Genomic DNA, 19,131 nt, shown 5'->3' on the forward strand with positions numbered 1-19,131 from the left:
CCAGGTTGGCATCAGCCGCCCGGACAGTCTGTGTCCAGGGCGTCAGGAGAAGGCGAGATCAGCATGGCCCGGTTAGACCTGAGCAACGCCTCGGCGGGAAAGCGGCTTGTCGCGAAGCTGATCGACGGCGTACCGCCGGCAATCCTTCTTGGCATCGCCGGATTCGTCGGGTCCATGATGATTGGCTATGAGCAGGTCTCCTCTACGACGGCGCGGCTGGACCTGGGGCTGTTCTTTGTCTTCACCGGCATCGGCGCACTGCTTACCCTGATCTACGGAATAGTTATGTGGGGGTGGGAGGCCCGGACGGGCAAGACGCTGGGAAACCTCATGCTGGGGCTCCGCACCACCAACGAAGAGGGACACGCGCCGGGCTGGCTGGCCGTCTTTGTCCGGGGGCTGCTGATCTACCTTTCCGGCATTGTTCCGGTGATCGGCTTTGTCATCATCATGATTTCCAACCTGTGGGACTCTCGCGGCAAGCGACAGGGCTGGCACGACAAGGCCGCACGAACGCTGGTGTTCGATGTGCGCAGCGGCAGGGATCCCCTGACGACCGGCGGCATTGACGGGCCGGCATCCTTTGCTCCACAGCCTCCACCACCCGCCCTGCAACCCGTCCGATCGCCGATGGTCGGCGCGGGGACATCCTCCGAGGAAGCGCCAACCGGAATTCCGCCCGAACCTGCGAAGAATCCGGCGGCACCACAGAGTCCGGCAGCCCGGCCGATTGCCGGCCCATCAGCGGCAGGTCAGTACTCTTTTGCTCCAGAGTTTGCGTCCGGGCCACAGGCTGCCCCCGAAAGCGCGCAGGAACATCCGGACCCGGAATCCGAACCAACCCGGGTATCGCCAGGAAAGCTCCGCGGCGGAGTCCGGATAACGTTCGACAACGGACGCGAAGTGACACTGACATCACAGGCCCTCGTTGGACGCAATCCGGCGGCCACAGCAGGGGACCCGGTGGAGCAGTTGATCGAATTCGACGACCACGGGAGATCTGTGTCCAAGACCCATCTACATCTCAGGGTGGAAGGCGGACAGGTTTGGGTGACTGACCGCAATTCCACCAACGGGAGTTCCATTACCACCCCGGACGGACTCCGGACCCCCCTCGGCGGGGGCCAGACCGTCCTGGCGCTGCCGGGCGCCACAGTACATTTTGGAGACCGCAGTTTCCTGGTGGTGCGGCGATGAACGGCGGAGAGCGTCCGGAGCGGGCGTTGACCATCCGGTTGAACTACGGGTACGCGTCCGACCGCGGGCTCAAACGCGAACTCAACGAGGATTCCTTGATCGCAGCCGAGCCGGTGTTCGCCGTCGCCGACGGCATGGGCGGCCACGAGGCAGGCGAAATAGCCAGCGGCATCTGTGTCCGAACCCTTGGGGACAGCTGGATCATCGGCGAGCACGCACCCCAGTTCTCGGCAGCGGATCTCGAGGAACTGCTGCACAAAGCGGATCGCGACATTCGGGAGGAAACAGGCGGTAAGGCCGGCACCACCCTCACCGGTGTGGTTCTTGTTCAGGAATCGGCTATGCCGTACTGGCTGTTTTTCAATGTTGGGGACTCGCGGACGTACCGGTTGAGTCAAGGTAGGTTCGGCCAAATTTCAGTGGATCATTCAGAAGTGCAGGAACTGGTTGACCTGGGACAGATCACCGCGGAAGAGGCCACGGTCCATCCGCGCCGGCATGTGGTGACGCGCGCATTGGGCACCGGCGAGGACACGGAGGCGGACTTCTGGCTGATGCCCGTTGAAGAAGGCGACCGGATTCTGATCTGCTCGGACGGACTCAGCGGTGAACTGTCCGATGAGCGCATCTATGCGCTGCTGAGCACACTGAATAACCCCCAGCATGCCGCCGATGCAATGGTCCAGGAGACCCTGCGGTCCGGCGCGCGGGATAATGTCTCGGTGATCGTGCTGGACGCTACGGGGGTGGCTGGCGAACCTGACCTGCTGACCACGGCTCCCCGTATGGAGGCGGAGAACCTCGAGGCAGACAATACCGAGGAGAACACGTTGCCCGTCCGCGGCAGGGACGCTGCCTCCGGCGGATCAGCCGCGACGGCCATCGTGAAGGAGACGGGCCAGCAATGAGCGTCATCCGGTACAGCAGCGGCGACTGGTTGTGCACAGTGCGTTCGGGTCTGCTGATTCTGCTGCCCGCAGGCACCAGCCAGGAAACCTTGGACCGTCTCTGGGAAGTCATGGAAAGCACGCCTCAGATCCATGCGGTCCTCCCGGTAGTGTCGGGCGGATTCGATGCGGGCCTCACAGCGATGCCGGCCTTCGGTGTGGTTTCCTTCAGCGGCCGGCTGCACGCGGTACTCAGGGGTGCCCTTACCTTGAGCGCTGCGGGTGATAACGGGCCGGTTGAATTGTCCGGCGAGAAGGTGACCACCTGGACCGAACGGATCCTCGACCAGGAAACCACTGGTTTTACCCTCTGGGCCGGGCAATCCACCAGCCACGCCGGGACGCCTTTGCTTGCGCTGGAGAGCGGCACCGTATGGGCCGGGTCCGTCACAGTGTCCGTTGGCACCGGGGCAGCCGCACAGGCTCCCGGTGGGCAACCGCCGGCAGCATCCGTCAGCGCCGACGACGCCGAGGATTCCGCCACGATCAATCCCGGGCTGTTCCTGACAACCACGGCCGCTGAACCAGACGATTCCGAGGATGACGCGCCCCAGATTGAACAGGCCCAGAGTGACCAGCCCCAAAGTGATGCGCCCCAGGGTGACGCGCCCCAGATTGAACAGTCCCAGATTGAACAGGCCCAGAGTGACCAGTCCCTCGCCGGTCAGCCCGGCGATGGCGCACCGAGCGCCGCGCAATCCGATGACGACGGGCCGATGCCCGGCAGTGACGTATCTGACGCCGACCAGGAGCCAACCTCGGGACCCGACTATGACCACCTGTGGGAGCAGACTGTGGTCCGCCGGGTTGAGGACGCAGCTGTCCGGCCAGTAGAAGAGGATGAGGACGGTGGGCCGGCCACTGAGGACAATGCTGTAGCCCTCGAGTCTTCCGAGAAGTCTTCCGACAACCTGGAACACGCATCATCACCCGCGGCGGCTGCCGAGGACCGGGAACCTTCCGTCGATGCCGGCGCCGCGCAGCCCATTCCAGGTGCTGCCGCTCCAATTGCCGCGGAGCCAGTTCCTGCCCCGGCGGGCCTCCTGATCGATTCCGTGCCATGGTCGCGGGGAAGCAGTCCATCCGCTGCGCAGCCCGTGAAGACACCTCCCGAACCCAGCCGCGCACCAGCGCGTGAGCCGGCCGCAGTCCGGGAGACGCCGTCGTCGTCCGTTCCACGCCCGGCCGGAACTACCGGCGAACAGCTCGGAGACCACGACGGGCAGACCATCATGCGCAGTGATCTTTCCGGGATCCCGGCAGCCGCAGCACCCGCAGAGGATCCGAAACCCGGAACGGGTCCGTTGGTGCTGGCGAGGCTTTGTCCCCAGGGACACGCCAACCCGCCGGAAAGTTCGGGCTGCGGCATCTGCTCCCAGCCGCTCGGCACCGAGACGCAGCAGGTACGCCGGCCCAGCCTCGGCAGGATGCGCGTCTCAACCGGCGAAGTGATTGAGTTGGACCAGCCCCTGATTGTGGGACGCCAGCCGTCAGTATCCCGGGTGCAGGGCAGCGGCATGCCCAAACTAGTGCAGGTGCGCAGCGACAGCGGCGACATTTCCCGGTCACACGTGGAAGTGCGGTTGGATGGCTGGCACGTCCTGCTGTGTGACCTGCGCGCGACCAACGGAACGGTACTGATCCGGGAAGGCCAGCCTGCCCGCAGGCTGGGTGAGGGCGAAAGCGCCTTCCTGCTCGACGGGGATATCGCCCAGCTGGGTGAGGACGTCTCGCTGCGTTTTGAGGATCTTCGATGAGTCCAAAGCGTGCAGCAGCACCACCGCCGTCAATACCCGGCTACCGGTATGTCAGCCTGCTCGGTTCCGGCGGGTTTGCGGACGTGTATCTGTATGAGCAGGACCGGCCGCGGCGCCGCGTTGCGGTCAAGGTACTCCTTTCAGGCCTGTTGACCGAAGGTGCGCGCAGGGCGTTCGAGTCAGAGGCCAACCTGATGGCCCAGTTGTCTTCGCATCCCTACATCGTCACCATCTATGAAGCGAACGTGACTGACGACGGTCATTCCTACCTGGCCATGGAGTACTGCTCGCGGCCAAGCCTGGACGTACGGTATCGAAAGGCACGCTTGTCGGTGGCCGAAACGCTGAACATCGGCATCCAGGTTGCCTCTGCCGTGGAATCGGCGCACCGTGCCGGCATCATCCACCGTGACATTAAACCGGCCAACATCCTCGTCACCGATTACGGTCGTCCTGCGCTGACCGATTTTGGCATCTCCGGGACCATCGACGGACAGGATGACGACGATCTCGGCATGTCCATCCCCTGGTCCCCTCCTGAAGCCTTCCACGGCAATGTGAGCGATGGCGTGAGCCTGGACGTCTGGTCACTGGGCGCCACTGTGTATACGTTGTTGGCCGGACGGTCTCCCTTTGTGTTTCCCGGAATGGACAATTCACAGCCCGAACTCATGACCCGCATCGCGACCATGCCGCTGCAGCGGATCGGCCGGAACGACGTGCCTGATTCGCTGGAACTGGCGCTCGCCACCGCAATGTCCAAGCAGCCCGGCTCCCGGTACAACTCTGCGTACTCCTGTGCACTGACCCTGCAGAGGATCCAGACGGAGATGGGCCTGTCCGTCACCCCGTTCGAGGTGCTCGACGATACCCCCCATCTGGACGATGACGACAACGACGACGAGTTCACGCGCGTCCGCAAAGTGGTTTCGATTGACCCGGATGCCACCAACTCGACGTTTGACGCAACGTTTCCCCGGCGCGAAGCGCCCACCAGGCCGCTCACCGGACCGAGCCCTGCCCCTGCCCCCGGGCATGCGGTGCCCGCGCATTCGGCGGGTAGTCCGGAGGAGGACACGGGCTGGCGGGAGCACACCGTCCTGCGCGGCCAGGAGCCACACGGTGATTCCCAGCGAATGGAGACCACCGTTCACCGGCCCAACGCGGACGCACCGGAATCTGAGGGGGCAGTAAGCGAGCCAGGCAGCCGAAAGCGGAACGTGGTGCTCGGCGTCGTCGGCTCGGTGGTGTTGCTCGCAGGGATCTCCGTAGGAGTGGCCGCCGTGGTGTCCGGGGACCCTGAACCTGAGGAAACGATCGCAGGTCCCACGCAGCCACCGCCGGATGCGCTGGCCGGCGTGGAGGGGAATGTTCCCGAGCCCGAGGATTTAGTCGGCACTGAGAACGGCAACGAAGTGGTGTTTACCTGGAGCAATCCTGATCCGCGTGACGGGGATGTGTACCGCTTCCGTACCGTTACAGTGACGGATGAGGGGGAGTGGAAGCGCACCGAGCAGCAACAGGCAGCACTCCAGGCAAACCCGGACGGCACCACCTGCATCGACGTACAAATCGCCCGCGGCAACGGGACGGCCTCTGAGCCCGAACGTGCCTGCTGGCCTGAATAGTTTTCGGAAGGAACTCCTGTGGGGGAACTCGCAATCGATTTTTGCGGTGAATGGCATGAGCCTCAGGACGATGCCGCCTTTGACATAGGGCGTGAAGGTGATCTTGAAGTGGACGATAATCCCTACCTTCACCGCAAGTTCCTGCAGATTGCCCGGCACAACGGGATCTGGTGGCTCAACAACGTGGGCACCATGCTGTCCGCCACGGTTGCCGATACCACCGGAGGAATGCAGGCCTGGGTGGCGCCCGGCGCCCGGATCCCGATTGTCTTTGGCCTCACCAAGGTTGTTTTTACCGCCGGGCCCACCACGTATGAGTTCGACATCCATCTCAAGACGCCAGCCTTCAAGCAGGAGAGCCACAGCGGCGACAGCGCCGGGGATACCACCATTGGGCCGGTGAACTTCACTGACTCGCAGAAAGCCATCATCGTTGCGCTGGCCGAGCCGATGCTGCGCCGGGAGGGAACGGGCTTCAGCTCCATCCCCTCCTCCGCGGAGGCAGCGAAAACTCTGGGCTGGGCGCTGACAAAGTTTAACCGGAAGCTGGACAACGTCTGCGACAAACTCGACCGGGTGGGTGTGGTGGGACTCCGCGGCGGCGGAGGCAAACTGGCAACCAACAGGCGTGCCCGGCTGGTGGAACACGCTGTGACCTCACAGTTGGTGACGTCAGAGGATCTCCATCTGCTGGAGACCATGAAGGGCAAGGCGGATGACGAATAGGATTCCGCGGACCCTTGTGCGGAAGGATCCGGCATGAAGCTGCGTCTTACCCTGAGGCGGGAGCCCCACGAAGCCAAGGACCTGGCGGTCACGGTGGACGGACTGGCAACCGTCAGCGACGTTGCCCACGAGTTGTACGCCGCGGACCCCGGAAGGGCCGGCGCACCGGCACCGGGAAGCCTGTCCCTGACTGTCGATGAGTCCTACGTTGCCGGCGGGATGCGCGGGCGGACCCTCGATCCGTCGGTGAACCTGTTTGAGTCCGGACTCCGGCCGGGCTCCACCATCAGCATTGCCCACGTCAGCGAACAGTTCAACGTCCCCGGGCAGGATCGTGGACCGGCGGTTGCGACGCTACGGGTGCTTTCCGGACCCGACGCCGGCAAGGAGTTCTCGCTTCCGGTGGGCGCCAGCTACCTGGGCCGGGACCGTAACGCCGACATCCGGCTTTCAGACCCGATGATGTCCAAACGTCACGCGCGCATCAACGTGTCCGAAGATATCGAAATCATGGACACCAACTCCGCGAACGGTCTGATCATGGGCGGCAGCCGGGTATCCCGGGCGGCCCTGACCTCAGCTGACGAGGTGACGCTGGGAGACACCACCATCGCAGTGGTGGCCCTTGGCCGTTCGCGTTCCGGTGACTCCACCAATCCACTGGTGGAGTTCAACAGGTCCCCCCGCGTGGTTCCGGTTTTCCCAGGCACGCCGAAGGCCACCCCCGCCGGGCCCAAGCGCCCCAGTCCGTTCCGCTTTCCCTTCATCATGCTGGTGGCGCCCATCCTGATGGGCGGCATCATGTTCTCCATTACCCGCAGCCCCTTCAGCCTGATCTTCATCCTGATGATGCCGATGATCCTGATCGGCACCTACTTTGACCGTCGGATGACGGAGAAGAAGGCGTTGAAGGAAGCCATTGAGCAATTCCGCAGCGCCATGGCGTTCTTCCGATCGGACCTGGAACGCACCCAGAACGTGGAACGTGCTGTGCGGCACGCCGAAGCGCCGTCCGTCTCCGACACCGTCGACGCGATCTACAAACTGGGTCCCCTGCTGTGGACGCACCGTCCCGAACACGATTTCTTCCTGACCCTGCGTTTCGGCACCGGACGGGCACCGTCACGGACCCCCATCAAAGAGTCCAGCAGCAATGACACCCTGCCGGAATACTCCGAAGAGATCCGGCAGACCGTCGAGGAGTTCTCCTTCATCGACAACGTGCCGGTCGTCGCGAATTTCCGGTTGTCCGGTGCGCTCGGCGTCGCTGGGGCACGCGGAGTGGTTGACGACGTTGCGCGCGGGCTCGTAGTGCAGGCCATTGGGCTGCATTCGCCGGCGGAATTGACGATGGCGGCGCTCACCTCGGTTGAATCGAAGGAGCGGTGGTCCTGGCTACAGTGGCTGCCCCACACGGGATCGGTCCACAGTCCGCTCACCGGCGACCATCTTGCGGCCGGACCGGCAGCCGGTGGGCTGTTGCTTTCCCGGCTGGAGGACCTGATCGCCGACCGCTCCGGCAAGCGCACGGGTGCCTTCCTGCGTGGCGGTCTCGATGCCGAGAAGGACATCGGCTCACCCAACCCGATCACGCCGTCGGTCCTCGTGATTGTGGAGGACGACGCCAAGGTGGACCGTGCGCGCCTCACCCGTGTCGCGGAAGCGGGTGCCGACGTCGGCATCCATATCATCTGGGTGGCCACCTCGGTGCCGTCCCTGCCAGCCTGCTGCCGCGATTTCATTTTCGTGGACGCCCACAACTCCAACCTGACAGGCCAAGTGCGGCTCGGAGAACTGACCACGCCGGTGAGCTGCGAAAGCGTGGACCTTGAACTTGCCGGGCAGCTGGCCCGGATGCTGACTCCCGTGGTTGATGTGGGCAAACCCGTCAACGACGAGTCCGACCTTCCACGCGCCGTGTCCTACGTAACGCTGGCCGGACACGAACTGGTGGAAACGACGTCGGCCGTTGCTGACCGCTGGAAGGAAAACAACTCCGTGGCATCCACGGCAGTGCCCAACCGCAAACACCAGGGATCGCTGCGTGCCCTCGTCGGGTCAAAGGGCGTGGAGCCCATGTACCTTGACTTGAAGACCGAAGGGCCGCACGCGTTGGTGGGCGGAACCACCGGCGCGGGTAAATCTGAGTTCCTGCAGTCCTGGGTGCTGGGCATGGCTGCCGCCTACAGCCCGGACCGGCTGACCTTCCTTTTTGTCGATTACAAGGGCGGCGCAGCCTTTGCGGACTGCGTGAAGCTTCCGCACACCGTTGGCCTGGTGACCGACCTGTCACCCCACCTGGTGCGGCGGGCACTGACGTCGCTGAGGGCGGAACTGCATTACCGGGAACACCTGTTCAACCGGAAAAAGGCCAAGGACCTGCTCGCCATGGAGCGGGAGGCTGACCCGGAAACGCCGCCGTCCCTGGTGATCGTGGTGGATGAGTTCGCGGCGCTCGCCAAGGAGGTTCCGGAATTTGTTGACGGGGTGGTCGACATCGCCGCACGTGGCCGTTCACTGGGACTGCACCTGATCCTGGCCACCCAGCGGCCGTCCGGCGTCATCAAGGACAACCTGCGCGCCAACACCAACATGCGGATTGCGCTGCGGATGGCGGACACGGATGATTCCCAGGACATCCTTGGCACACCGATGGCCGCATACTTCAGTCCGTCCATTCCGGGCAGGGGGGCCGCGAAAACAGGTCCGGGACGCATCCAAGGGTTCCAGACGGGGTACGCCGGTGGCTGGACCACGCGCGAACCCTCCAGGCCCCGGATCGACATCGTCGAAATGGACTTCGGCTCCGGCCAGACGTGGGAGCCGGAGGCTGAGCCGCCGGTGGAGGAGGCTGATGGGCCTAACGACATCGCACGGATCGTGGACAACGTGTCGCAGGCCGCCATTGAACTGGGTGTCACGCCGCCCCGCAAACCATGGCTGGAAGAACTGGCCGAGGCCTATGACTTCTCCAAACTGCCCAATCCCCGCACCGATGAAAAGCTGTTGCTGGGCGTAGTGGATGACCCGGCGCACCAGGCGCAGCCCACGGTGTTCTATCACCCGGACACCGACGGCAATCTGGCGATTCTCGGCTCGGGCGGCGCCGGCAAATCCGCGGCTCTGAGAACCCTTGCCATCGCTTCGGCCGTCACGGTTCGCGGTGGCCCGGTTCAGGTCTACGGCATTGACAGTGCATCAAACGGACTGCAAATGCTGGATCAGCTTCCGCACGTTGGAGTGATTCTCGACGGCGACGATTCAGAGCGGATCGGCCGGCTGCTCCGCTACATCAGGGGTATTATCGCGGACCGGTCCGATCGGTTCGCGGAGGTCAAAGCCGGAACGATCAGCGACTATCGCCGGCTCGCCAATAAACCCGACGAACCCCGCATCCTCCTCCTGGTGGATGGCCTCACCACCTTCCGGGAACAGTACGAGTTCAAGGGCAGGGAACGGCACTTCGAGCTGTTCCAGCAGATCGCCACCGACGGCCGTCCTATGGGTGTCCACGTGATCGTGACCGGTGAGCGCACAAACTCGCTGCCGCCGTCGTTGGCTGCTTCCATCCCGCGCCGGATCATCCTGCGGATGGCGAACCGGGACGATTACTCAACGCTGGGCGTGCCGCGGGATGTGCTGACCACTGCCTCGCCGCCAGGCAGGGGAGTCCTTGACGGGCTGGAACTGCAGCTCGCCATCTTCGGTGGCAATGCGAACCTTGAACTGCAGGCACGCGAAATTGAAAGACTGCGTGACGCCATGCTGCGGCAGGGAGTACCGCAGGCGCCGTGCGTGCTCAGTCTGCCCGAGTCGATCGACCTTGAGATCCTTCCGGCATCGAACGGTTCAGCGGTGATCGGCGTCGACGACTTCAATCTTGAACCTGCCGCGGTTGCGACCTCGGGTGCGTTCATGGTTTCTGGACCTCCAGGGGCGGGGCGTACCGTGGCGCTGGTGACCATGGCCGCGGCGTTGAAGAAGTCGTCGCCGCAGACCAAACGGGTGTATCTCGGTTCGCGCCGCTCCAACATCGCCTCGCTGGACGTCTGGGACGAGGCCTTCGCCACCCCGGCAGTGGTTCAGCCCGAGCTTGCCCGGTTGAGCAAGCTCGTCGAGGGACCGGAAGGATCGGTGGCATTCTTTATCGAGGGGGTCACCGAGTTCACCGATTCAGCGGCGGAACTGGAACTGTCCACGTTGGTGAAAGCGGCGGTGAAGGCTGGTCAGTGGGTTGTTGGCGAAGCCGAGACCTCCACCTGGTCCAGTGCCTGGAACCTGGCCGGTCCCTTCAAGGCCGGGCGCCGCGGGCTACTGCTGAACCCCAACGAGCTCGACGGCGACACCCTCCTGAACACGTCGCTTGGGCGGACGTCCGGCAATCGCTTCCTTCCCGGCCGCGGATACGTGATTGGGCGGGGAAAGTCCTACAAGCTGCAGGTGGCAACAACCATGAACGGCACGGGTTAACCCTGCTGCCGTGCGCATGGGCAGTACTGCATGGGTAGCGCTCCATGGGCAGGTGTACCCATCGACGATGGATGAGCAGGTCGTATAGATTCTTAGTAGTCGCCCGGTTGGACAGTCCGGCAGGGCACGGAGGCTCGGGATAATCCTGAGCCTCACATACGAAAGGTGGGGAACAATGAGCGATGTAACACATGGTAATAACCCGGAGCAGATGGGACAGCTTTCACAGCTGCTGACCCAGAAGTCCGAAGAACTGAACCAGACCGCCAGCCAGCTCACCCAGCAGCTCGGCAACACCGCCTGGGTTGGTCCGGACTCCGAGCGTTTCCGCGGCGAGTGGGAAACCCACCGTGCCCAGCTGACCCAGATTGCCAGCCAGCTGCAGGAAGTCAGCACCACGGTTCAGCGGAACCGTCAGGATCAGGAAGCCACCTCGGGCAACTAGGCTCCGGCTTAACCAGAACCGTCCCGCAGCCTACGCTGCGGGACGGTTTTGTGTTTAATGCTTCCGGTTTGTGTTTAATGCCTCCTGCCGCAAAGTGTCGTTGCTGTGGGGCAAGATAGGACTGTGCCCAGGAAACAGGAACCCACTGCCAACCCCGGAGTTGAACTTCCCGCCGACCAGGTCCCCGCTGAGGGGCTGAAAGAGGAGTATGCCGTACTGGCGGAGGAGGTTCGCCGGCACCGGTTCGCGTATTACAACGAGAATGCTCCCGTTGTCTCTGATGCCGAATTTGATGAACTGTTCCGCAGGCTTGAGCAGCTCGAAGCCCTCCATCCGGAGCTCGTTTCCAACGATTCACCCACCCAGGAAGTAGGCGGCGATGTCTCGTCCGCCTTCGCGCCGGTGGAGCATCTGCAGCGGATGTATAGCCTTGAGGACGTGTTTTCGCTTGATGAGCTGGATGTCTGGATCAAACGGGCAGCTGCGGGCATTGAGGGGCAACGGCCAGGCAGCAGCATTTCCTGGTTGACTGAGCTGAAAATTGATGGCCTCGCGGTCAGTCTGCTGTACCGCAACGGAGACCTGGTTCGGGCAGCCACCCGGGGGGACGGAACCACGGGTGAGGACATCACCCACAACGTGCTGACCATTGCGTCCATCCCACAAAAACTCGCCGGCGGCGACCACCCTGCGGAAGTGGAGGTGCGGGGAGAGGTGTTCTTTCCCACCAAGGAATTTGCACGGCTGAACGAAACCATGGTGGAGGCAGGCAAGGCGCCGTTTGCCAATCCGCGCAACGCGGCCGCCGGATCGCTGCGTCAAAAGGATCCGGCACTGACGGCGCAGCGTCCGCTGGACATGTTTGTGCACGGTATCGGTGCGCGGGAGGGGCTCATTGCCGAGAGCCAGTCGGAAACCTACGGCCTGCTCAAACAGTGGGGCCTCCCGGTATCGCCGTATTTCAAGGTGCTGGAAAATTATCAGGCGGTGCTTGAGTTCATCGAGCATCACGGAGACCACCGCCACGACCTTTTCCACGAGATTGACGGCATTGTGGTCAAAGTGGACAGCTTCGCCCTGCAGCGCAGTTTGGGGCACACGTCCAGGGTTCCCCGCTGGGCTGTCGCCTTCAAATATCCGCCGGAAGAAGTCAACACCAAACTGCTGGACATCCGAGTCAATGTGGGCCGCACCGGCCGTGTCACACCGTACGGAATCATGGATCCGGTCAAAGTTGCGGGTTCCACCGTGGAAATGGCCACCCTGCACAACCAGGAAGTGGTCAAGGCAAAGGGTGTGCTGATCGGTGACACGGTGGTGCTGCGTAAGGCCGGCGATGTGATTCCCGAGATTGTGGGGCCTGTTGTGTCACTGCGGGACGGCAGCGAACGCGAGTTTGTCATGCCGAGTCGCTGTCCCTCCTGCAACACCGCCCTGGCCCCGGCCAAGGAGGGTGACGTGGACATCCGCTGCCCCAACGCACGGTCCTGCCCTTCACAGTTGCGCGAACGCGTCTTCCACCTCGCCGGACGAGGCGGGTTCGACATCGAGGCCTTGGGCTGGGAGGCTGCCATTGCCCTTACCCAGCCGGCCGAGCCAACGCCCCCGCCGCTGACGTCTGAGGCAGAGCTTTTTAACCTCACTCCAGAGGATCTCGCCGGCGTAAGGATAATGCGGGACAAGAAGTCCAAGGGTGTGGTGACCGGCCAGGAGCTGGTCCCGTATTTCTACAATAAGGGCACCGAAAAGAAGCCTTCGGAGCCCACTGCCAACACCCGCAAACTCTTCACCGAACTGGAAAAGGCCAGGTCCCAGCCGCTCTGGCGAGTCCTGGTGGCTCTGTCCATCAGACACGTTGGGCCCACTGCGTCGCGTGCGCTGGCCGGAGCCTTTGGCTCAATGGAACGGATCCGGAGCGCAACTCAGGAGGAACTGGCCAATGTCGACGGCGTTGGTCCCACCATCGGGTTGGCTCTGGTCGAATGGTTCGCAGAGGACTGGCACCGCGACATTGTTGATGCATGGGCGGCCGCAGGAGTGCGGATGGCTGACGAGATTGACGAGTCCATGCCCCGTACCCTGGAGGGCCTGACTGTGGTTGTCACCGGCTCCCTCGAAGGTTACAGTCGCGACGAAGCCAAGGAGGCAATCATTCAGCGTGGAGGAAAAGCTGCCGGATCGGTGTCGAAGAAGACCGATTACGTCGTCGCGGGGGAGAACGCGGGCACCAAGCTGGAGAAGGCGGAGGCTCTGGGACTTACTGTCCTGGACGAAGAGGGATTCACCAGGCTGCTTGCGGAAGGACCCGAATGAACACCCAGATAAGCGCAACCGAAATCCTTCATGTCGCCCGGCAGGCCGCCGAAGCCGGCGCGGCTGTCCTCAGGAAACGCAGTGCAGGGGTCATCGGGGCACGGAACAAGAGCTCCGACAGTGACTGGGTTACTGACTTTGACATGGCTGCGGAGCGCGCCGTCCGCGATGTCATCTGGCGAACACGTCCCCACGATGCAATCACTGGTGAGGAGTATGGAACCACGGTGCCTGCAGGTGCGCCGTCAGGAATCCGCTGGTCCATTGACCCCTTGGACGGCACCACCAACTTCATCCGCAATATTGTCTATTACGGCACGTCGGTAGCGGCAGTTAATGACAACGGCGAATGGCTGGCCGGCGTGGTCGATGCCCCTGCACTGGACCGCGTGTACTGGGCTGCGCGCGGACAGGGAGCCTGGCTGCGCGAACGCGGCTCGGTGCGTCAGCTGAGTGGACCGGACCCCCAACAGACCGGGGCGCTGATCGGCAGCGGGTTCACATACACTGCGCAGCGGCGGGGAAAGCAATTGCTGGAGTTGGGCTCGCTGATGGAAGGGCATGGGGATCTTCGTCGTATCGGGTCGGCTGCGTTGGACCTGTGCATGGTGGCAGACGGAACCCTCGACTCTTTTGCGGAGCGTGGACTCAATGAACACGATTGGGCGGCAGCCGCCCTGATCGCAGAAGAGGCCGGCGCCGTCGTCCTTCGTCCGGCGCTGACGCGGGCGCTGGAGGGTGGCCCCGATGACGCTGAGCGTTTCGGCGCGTTCACTGCTGCTGGAAGCGCGGACCTGATTGCGGCCGTAAGGCTTCTGGAGGCACAGGGGTGACGGTGAGCTGGCAGAAGGTCTTTTCCACTCTCGCAGCTCCGCGTTTCCGTGAACTGTATGCGCAGGCTGTGCTTGGGCATGATTCGGATGCCACGCCCAAGGAAATCGACAAACTGCTTGATTCCGGTTGTTTCAGACAGACGGTACGGTCAACGATGGCCTGTTCAAGGATGTGCTTGCCGCCGGCACTGCTCAGCGGCCGCAGGGGGTGGACAGGTTTTTCAGTGAGGGCAGGATTGACGGCGTTCCGCGAAACCCTGCGGAACGGGACCAGCTGCTGGGGCATCTGGCCGGTCGGTTGCTGCCGGACTTCGAATTGCCGGAGCGTCAGGTCAACCTGCTGCTCGGCACGGTAACCGGGGACATACCCATGCTCAGACGGGCTCTTATCGATTACGGGTTCGTAGAGCGCAACAGGGACGGCACCGGTTATCGGCGGGTGGCATGAGGCTGATCCCTGTTATACGTGGCTGCGGTGGATCAGCTGCTGCATTGCAGGACCGCCATCAGACTAGCTCGGCTATTCCGCGGGCTGGGGACCGCCAAGCCGCCGTCGTAATTCGTCCACGGCCAGGACCGTCCGGGATGCGGCTCCGGAACGTTTGAGAATGTCGGAGACATGGACGGCGACTGTGCGGTTGGAAATGCGGAGCAATTGTGAAATCCGTTCATTGCTCTCACCCTCGACGATGAGGTCGAGAATGTCGCGCTGACGAGCGGTGAGGACGGCAGGCTCCGCCAGACTTGCCTGACGCATGGTGTCGAACTTCCGGTGACCTGCCTGGGCCTGGTCGGTTTTGCCGAGTCATGGTTTGTCGGGTTCCTGATGACTGGGAGTTTTGTATTGGTGTGGCATCCCGTGCTGTTTGCTGTGACGATCCTGCTGCTGGTGTTCGCGATGACCGGCGCATCCCTGTCCATGGCGGCAGTGTTTGTGCTGGCCCGCTCGGCGCGATCGTTTCAGAATTCGCTCAGCTATCCCTTCTACCTGTTGGGTGGTGTCATGGTCCCTGTGGCGTTGTTGCCCGTGTGGGTACAGCCGTTGTCAGCCGGCGTGTTCCTCTCCTGGGCAGCTGATCTCCTGAGGGACTCCCTTGTCCAAGGCTATGTTGAGGATCAGCTGTTCAGGCTGGCGATGCTGGCCGGCCTTGGTTTCGTCAGCTTTGTGGCCGGGAGTGCACTGGTGAAGGCATCGGTGAACCGTCTCCGCAGGACAGGGAGGATGACCTATGCGTGAACGCTACGCCACCCTGAACGTCATCCGACACGCAGCCTACATAGCCGCCGCGGATTTCCGCACCGTGTACACGCCGTTGACATGGGGCGTTGGCTGGCTGGGACGCGTGATCATGCAGGTTTTGTTCTTTGCCGTGATCGGCCTGCTGCTCCAGGACCCAGATGCAGTGCTTTACCTGTTTGTGGGCCAGGCGATCATGATGACCGCCACCGAAACCCTGCTGTCCATCCAATCGACGCAGTGGGAGCGCGGCACCGGCACCCTCGGGCTGCTCACGGCGGCGCCTGCGCGGTTGTGGCCCGTCTTCCTTGGGCGAAGTCTCCAGTGGATGCCCAGCGGAGTGGCCACCGCATCGATCGTCCTGTTTGCCATTGGGCCGTTCCTGGAGGTGGCGTGGTCGCTTCCGGCAGCGGCCGCCGTCGTCGTCTGCCTGATCTGTTGTGCCCTGGGCACCTACGGCTTGGCGCTCTTCGTTGCGGCACTGGTGCTGCGGTTACCGGAATGGCGCAACGTGGTGGCGAATATCGTGCAAATGGCCCACACCCTGTTTTGTGGGGTGGTGGTACCAGTGGCATTCTGGCCGACCGGGGTTCAGGGCGCAGCGCAGGCCCTACCCTTGACGCACGGGCTGGCCGCGGTCCGTCTGATCGAGGATAGGCAGGAGGTGCCCGTCGAAGTGTGGGGGCTGTTGAGCCTATGTATAGCCCTCGGTGCGGGCTGGTTGATGCTGGCCGTTTGGGCGTTCGAACGGTTCGGTGAACACGGCCGCCGGACGGGAACAATCGACTTCGACTAGGGTCACAAGGGAGGGGCGTGTATCCAGGCTCAGTTTCGAAGGACAAGACTCTTTCATGAACATCACCATCCGTTCGGTCACGGAGGCCGACTACGACGACGTCCGCCGCATTACGTGCGACGCCTACCTTGAGGCGGGCTACTTCCAGAGCCTGGAACATCCGTACATGACCGTGCTGGCGGACGTTGAGCACCGGGCTGAGCACGCGGAAATCTGGGTTGCGGAGCGCGACGGTGTGGTCATCGGTTCCGTGGCGATTACCTTCGAGGGCCAGCGCTATACCGACATTGCGCTCGCCGGGGAACTGGAGTTCCGGATGCTCGCCGTGGACCCCGGTGTTCAGCGCGGGGGAGTCGGCAGGTTCATGGTAGAGGAAATCATCGAATACGCGCGCACCTTGGCGGGCATCAATGCTGTCAGCCTGACCAGCGGATCTGAAATGGTGCGTGCCCACGCGTTGTATGAATCATTGGGCTTCGTCCGGGTTCCTGAACGGGACTGGTGGGTGCGGGAAGAGGAAATCCAGCTCTGGGTGTTCCGGCTGGAGCTCTAGGAGTCGGCCTCAGGTCCCGTGCCGGCGGCTTCCAGTGGCTTTGAGACGTTTGGCGTAGTGTGCTGCAGAGCTGAGCGCAGTGAGCCTTCCGATGTTTTCAGTGCAGCCAGCGCATCGGAATGGTCAATCCCGCCTTGGAGCATGAGGATCGCTTCCTTCACTGAGCCGTGAGCGGTCAGGAGGGCTGCTTGCGCAGTTGCGCTGTCCGCGCCGGTCACCCGCATAACGGTCGCCTCGGATCGCAGCTGGAGCTTCTCGTTTGTTGCGCGCAGGTCCACCATCAGGTTGCCGTACGTCTTACCCAGTTTCACCATGCTGAGCGTGCTGAGCATATTCAGTACCAGTTTCTGGGCGGTCCCTGCCTTCAGGCGTGTGGAGCCGGCCACGAACTCGGGCCCCACTTCCACCTCAATGGCAATGAGAGCGATACTCCCGATAACGGAGGACCGGTTGCAGGCCAGAGCCACCGTCAGCGCACCGGTGTCCCTCGCATGTCTAAGTGCTCCGACCACGTACGGCGTCCGGCCGGAAGCACTTATCCCCACGACCGCATCGACAGCCTTAATGCCGAGCGAGCGCAGGTCCTCCGCGCCGGCAGCGTCGTTGTCCTCAGCGTCCTCCACAGCGCCCACAATGGCGGGCTTTCCGCCAGCTATGACTCCCACCACCTGGTCGGGATCCGTTCCGAAGGTGGGAGGGCACTCGCTGGCATCCAGGATGCCGAGGCGGCCGGGTGTGCCCGCGCCCACATAGATGAGGCGTCCGCCGGCGCGCAGCCGGTCGGTGATGGCATCGACGGCTTCAACTATCCTGTCCCGCTCGCTGTCCACAGCCTCCGGAACGGAGCGGTCCGCAACGTTCATCAGCCGGACCAGTTCAGAGGTTGGCTGGGTGTCGATCCTGGCAAACCGCGCGTCAACGCCTTCAGTGGCAAGGGACGCGAGCTCATCTTTCAGGGCCCGACCGGAGCGCTTTGTCATGGCATCAACGAAAGCATAAACGGACTGTCGACGTCAATAGTTTTCAGATAGGGTAAGCGATGTGAAACATTCCTTCATTAGGGAGGTTGATCGTAGCTCATCGGTCGTAGCTCGTGAAAGGATCACAGGATGGGTGACACCCTGACTCCGCCGCAGCTCGAGGATCCCGATGAAATTTCCGCGCGCGTTCGGGCCACGCTGCCGTCGTTGCCACCCGCAGCGGCCAGGGTTGCGCGGTTGATCCTTGAGGATCCCGCAACGGTGTCACAGTCGACCCTGATGACGATGCGCAAATCCACGGGTGTCAGCGAGGCCACCATTGTGCGGACAGCCAGGGCGCTGGGCTACACCGGCTACCCGCAACTGCGCCTTGCGTTGGCGGCATCGTCGGCACGGCGCGAACCGGCTCAGGTGGTTACGGGCGATGTGTCACAGGGCGACTCCCTGGAGGATGTCATTGCCAAGCTGGCCGGTGCCGAGCAGCAGGCACTGCGGGAAACAGCGGCACACCTTGATTCAGCTGCGCTCGCAGCCGTTGCCGACGCACTCGCGCGCTCGACGCGCTCCCTCTGTTTCGGGCTGGCCGCTTCTGGGCTGGTGGCTGCCGATCTTGCTCAAAAGCTGACGCGTGGCGGTTTTGTCTGTCACAGTCCCACGGATATCCACCTTGCACATACCCAGGCCGCGCTGTTGAAACACGGGGATGCGGCGATTGTCATTTCGCACTCCGGTGAGACGACGGAATCGGTCAGGGTTCTTGACACCGCGCAGCGGGCCGGAGCGGTCACTGTGGCCATTACCGGTTCCGAGCAATCCACGCTTGCGGATCTCGCTGATCACACGTTGGTGGCCGCAGGCCATGAGCGGGGGCTGCGGCCGGCGGCGCTGTCCAGCCGAATTGGGCAGCTCTTCGTTGTTGACTGTGTCTTTGTCGCGTTAACCCAGCGCACCTACGCACAAACCAATAGGGCTATTGCTATAACCCGCGATTCCGTGGCCCGGCAGCAGGGCGGACACACCCGTGGCTGAGCGGACTGGAATGCGTGGAGTGTGCGGTATCGACCTCGGCGGATCAGGCTGCCGTGCCGTTGTGGGCAAGCTGGACGCGAAGGGCTCTCTCTCAGCGGGCACGATGACGGAGCCGGTGCACCGGAACGTCGGGGTCACAGTGGGTGCGCAGGGCGTGGACCCCAACCAACTTGTGGATGCACTCGAACCCGCGGTACGCGCGGCTGCCGCTGAGGCTGGC

General features: G+C 63.2%; 17 protein-coding genes. 15 read left to right on the forward strand and 2 right to left on the reverse strand.

The features are described 5' to 3' along the window. Positions 1 to 63: 63 nt before the first annotated feature. The 10 genes from Y708_RS0121525 to Y708_RS0121570 all read left to right on the forward strand — a co-directional run bounded on the left by Y708_RS0121525 (position 64) and on the right by Y708_RS0121570 (position 14,764). A complete protein-coding gene (locus Y708_RS0121525; protein ID WP_035777216.1) occupies positions 64 to 1,197 on the forward strand; it encodes an RDD family protein in 1,134 nt (377 codons plus the stop codon). Next, entirely contained in the window at positions 1,194 to 2,105 is a 912-nt protein-coding gene (locus Y708_RS27125) for a PP2C family protein-serine/threonine phosphatase (protein ID WP_035777217.1), read from the forward strand. Before Y708_RS0121525 ends, Y708_RS27125 begins: the two co-directional genes overlap by 4 nt. Beyond that, positions 2,102 to 3,901: an FHA domain-containing protein gene (locus Y708_RS27815; RefSeq protein ID WP_051479276.1), complete on the forward strand. Its 1,800-nt coding sequence runs from the start codon at positions 2,102 to 2,104 to the stop codon at positions 3,899 to 3,901. Before Y708_RS27125 ends, Y708_RS27815 begins: the two co-directional genes overlap by 4 nt. Beyond that, on the forward strand, positions 3,898 to 5,529 hold the full coding sequence (locus Y708_RS0121540) for a serine/threonine-protein kinase (RefSeq protein WP_028281506.1): 1,632 nt from the start codon (positions 3,898 to 3,900) through the stop codon (positions 5,527 to 5,529). The genes Y708_RS27815 and Y708_RS0121540 overlap by 4 nt, the downstream gene beginning before the upstream one ends. A gap of 18 nt (positions 5,530 to 5,547) precedes the next feature. Beyond that, entirely contained in the window at positions 5,548 to 6,255 is a 708-nt protein-coding gene (locus Y708_RS0121545) for a hypothetical protein (RefSeq protein WP_028281507.1), read from the forward strand. A gap of 33 nt (positions 6,256 to 6,288) precedes the next feature. Continuing rightward, positions 6,289 to 10,725: an FtsK/SpoIIIE domain-containing protein gene (locus Y708_RS0121550; RefSeq protein ID WP_028281508.1), complete on the forward strand. Its 4,437-nt coding sequence runs from the start codon at positions 6,289 to 6,291 to the stop codon at positions 10,723 to 10,725. Positions 10,726 to 10,900: 175 nt separating this feature from the next. Beyond that, entirely contained in the window at positions 10,901 to 11,170 is a 270-nt protein-coding gene (locus Y708_RS0121555; RefSeq protein ID WP_155853986.1) for a WXG100 family type VII secretion target, read from the forward strand. A 123-nt stretch (positions 11,171 to 11,293) separates the two neighbouring features. Further along, positions 11,294 to 13,483, forward strand: a complete 2,190-nt coding sequence (gene ligA / locus Y708_RS0121560) for an NAD-dependent DNA ligase LigA (protein ID WP_028281510.1) — start codon at positions 11,294 to 11,296, stop codon at positions 13,481 to 13,483. Next, entirely contained in the window at positions 13,480 to 14,316 is an 837-nt protein-coding gene (locus tag Y708_RS27135) for an inositol monophosphatase family protein (RefSeq protein WP_051479277.1), read from the forward strand. The genes ligA and Y708_RS27135 overlap by 4 nt, the downstream gene beginning before the upstream one ends. Before the next feature lie 127 nt (positions 14,317 to 14,443). After that, positions 14,444 to 14,764, forward strand: coding sequence for a DUF2087 domain-containing protein (locus Y708_RS0121570; RefSeq protein WP_216699864.1), 321 nt, complete (start codon positions 14,444 to 14,446; stop codon positions 14,762 to 14,764). 72 nt (positions 14,765 to 14,836) lie between these two features. Here the strand turns inward: Y708_RS0121570 and Y708_RS0121575 are convergent, their stop codons facing one another. After that, positions 14,837 to 15,073, reverse strand: a complete 237-nt coding sequence (locus Y708_RS0121575) for a LuxR C-terminal-related transcriptional regulator (protein ID WP_028281512.1) — start codon at positions 15,071 to 15,073, stop codon at positions 14,837 to 14,839. Between the two features lie 15 nt (positions 15,074 to 15,088). On the opposite strand from Y708_RS0121575, the gene Y708_RS27140 reads away from it, so the two are divergent. Genes Y708_RS27140 through Y708_RS0121590 form a run of 3 tightly spaced genes read left to right on the forward strand, consistent with a single transcriptional unit; the run spans position 15,089 to position 16,902 of the window. Next, complete coding sequence (locus tag Y708_RS27140) at positions 15,089 to 15,553, forward strand: ABC transporter permease (RefSeq protein WP_051479278.1); 465 nt, start codon at positions 15,089 to 15,091, stop codon at positions 15,551 to 15,553. Then, entirely contained in the window at positions 15,546 to 16,349 is an 804-nt protein-coding gene (locus tag Y708_RS27145; RefSeq protein ID WP_051479279.1) for an ABC transporter permease, read from the forward strand. Before Y708_RS27140 ends, Y708_RS27145 begins: the two co-directional genes overlap by 8 nt. 55 nt (positions 16,350 to 16,404) lie before the next feature. After that, positions 16,405 to 16,902, forward strand: coding sequence for a GNAT family N-acetyltransferase (locus Y708_RS0121590; protein ID WP_028281513.1), 498 nt, complete (start codon positions 16,405 to 16,407; stop codon positions 16,900 to 16,902). Here Y708_RS0121590 and murQ read toward each other — a convergent pair. Further along, the gene (murQ, locus tag Y708_RS27150) at positions 16,899 to 17,882 is read right to left on the reverse strand and encodes an N-acetylmuramic acid 6-phosphate etherase (protein WP_081747117.1); all 984 of its coding nucleotides are present in this window, start codon (positions 17,880 to 17,882) and stop codon (positions 16,899 to 16,901) included. The genes Y708_RS0121590 and murQ overlap by 4 nt on opposite strands. A 129-nt stretch (positions 17,883 to 18,011) precedes the next feature. Here murQ and Y708_RS0121600 point away from each other — a divergent pair, with 129 nt between their 5' ends. Beyond that, the gene (locus Y708_RS0121600; RefSeq protein ID WP_051479280.1) at positions 18,012 to 18,911 is read left to right on the forward strand and encodes a MurR/RpiR family transcriptional regulator; all 900 of its coding nucleotides are present in this window, start codon (positions 18,012 to 18,014) and stop codon (positions 18,909 to 18,911) included. Then, on the forward strand, positions 18,904 to 19,131 hold a 228-nt coding region (locus Y708_RS30145), incomplete at its 3' end, for a hypothetical protein (protein ID WP_216699865.1). The genes Y708_RS0121600 and Y708_RS30145, both read left to right, overlap by 8 nt.

Source organism: Arthrobacter sp. H5, assembly GCF_000520595.1.
Taxonomy (GTDB): domain Bacteria; phylum Actinomycetota; class Actinomycetes; order Actinomycetales; family Micrococcaceae; genus Arthrobacter_D.

What these genes read in the sequence shown, in the direction of transcription:
- Y708_RS0121525 (WP_035777216.1), top strand. Translation starts at nt 64, where the DNA reads ATGGCCCGGTTAGACCTGAGCAACGCCTCGGCGGGAAAGCGGCTTGTC.
- Y708_RS27125 (WP_035777217.1), top strand. Translation starts at nt 1,194, where the DNA reads ATGAACGGCGGAGAGCGTCCGGAGCGGGCGTTGACCATCCGGTTGAAC.
- Y708_RS27815 (WP_051479276.1), top strand. Translation starts at nt 2,102, where the DNA reads ATGAGCGTCATCCGGTACAGCAGCGGCGACTGGTTGTGCACAGTGCGT.
- Y708_RS0121540 (WP_028281506.1), top strand. Translation starts at nt 3,898, where the DNA reads ATGAGTCCAAAGCGTGCAGCAGCACCACCGCCGTCAATACCCGGCTAC.
- Y708_RS0121550 (WP_028281508.1), top strand. Translation starts at nt 6,289, where the DNA reads ATGAAGCTGCGTCTTACCCTGAGGCGGGAGCCCCACGAAGCCAAGGAC.
- Y708_RS0121555 (WP_155853986.1), top strand. Translation starts at nt 10,901, where the DNA reads ATGAGCGATGTAACACATGGTAATAACCCGGAGCAGATGGGACAGCTT.
- Y708_RS27135 (WP_051479277.1), top strand. Translation starts at nt 13,480, where the DNA reads ATGAACACCCAGATAAGCGCAACCGAAATCCTTCATGTCGCCCGGCAG.
- Y708_RS0121575 (WP_028281512.1), bottom strand. Translation starts at nt 15,073, where the DNA reads ATGCGTCAGGCAAGTCTGGCGGAGCCTGCCGTCCTCACCGCTCGTCAG.
- Y708_RS27145 (WP_051479279.1), top strand. Translation starts at nt 15,546, where the DNA reads ATGCGTGAACGCTACGCCACCCTGAACGTCATCCGACACGCAGCCTAC.
- Y708_RS0121590 (WP_028281513.1), top strand. Translation starts at nt 16,405, where the DNA reads ATGAACATCACCATCCGTTCGGTCACGGAGGCCGACTACGACGACGTC.
- murQ (WP_081747117.1), bottom strand. Translation starts at nt 17,882, where the DNA reads ATGACAAAGCGCTCCGGTCGGGCCCTGAAAGATGAGCTCGCGTCCCTT.
- Y708_RS0121600 (WP_051479280.1), top strand. Translation starts at nt 18,012, where the DNA reads ATGGGTGACACCCTGACTCCGCCGCAGCTCGAGGATCCCGATGAAATT.